We start from the raw sequence: 443 nt of genomic DNA on the forward strand, positions 1-443 counted from the left end.
TCATACAAAAAATTCCTCCTTTTGTTGATGTAAACTTCAATTCAAACTACATTTATTGTAACAGAAAGAAGATTTCTTGTATTGCAGGATTGTCATGCAATTTATATATTTGTAAAGTAAATTTTATCCCTGCGATTTTCGAAATTCTGTGGGTGTCATTACGAAAGTGGTTTGACAGACGAGCAATGAGAAGCAATCAAAGAATTCTTTCCATCCGGAAATAAAAGTAAATATCATAAGAGGATCCATTGGTAGAAGCAGTGCTGTATATCGTAAAGACAGGCTGCCAGTGGAGAATGCTGCCGCATGACTATCCGCCACATGATACTGTATAGAGTTTTTATCGCCGAGCAAGAAATAACGGCGTATGGGACAAAATAATGGGAAATCTCCTGTGTATATGATTATGGGCAATACCGCACAAAGAGCGTCTGTCGACTTTG

At 37.5% G+C, this 443-nt stretch carries 1 protein-coding gene; it reads right to left on the reverse strand.

Annotation, left to right across the window (positions count from 1 at the left end; all coding sequences use genetic code 11):
* Window positions 1–123 precede the first annotated feature (123 nt).
* Window positions 124–443, reverse strand: a 320-nt coding sequence (locus tag RUMCAL_RS16525; RefSeq protein ID WP_242823495.1) for a hypothetical protein, incomplete at its 5' end; no start/stop codon positions are given.

Source organism: Ruminococcus callidus ATCC 27760 (assembly GCF_000468015.1).
Classification (GTDB): Bacteria; Bacillota; Clostridia; order Oscillospirales; family Ruminococcaceae; genus Ruminococcus_C; species Ruminococcus_C callidus.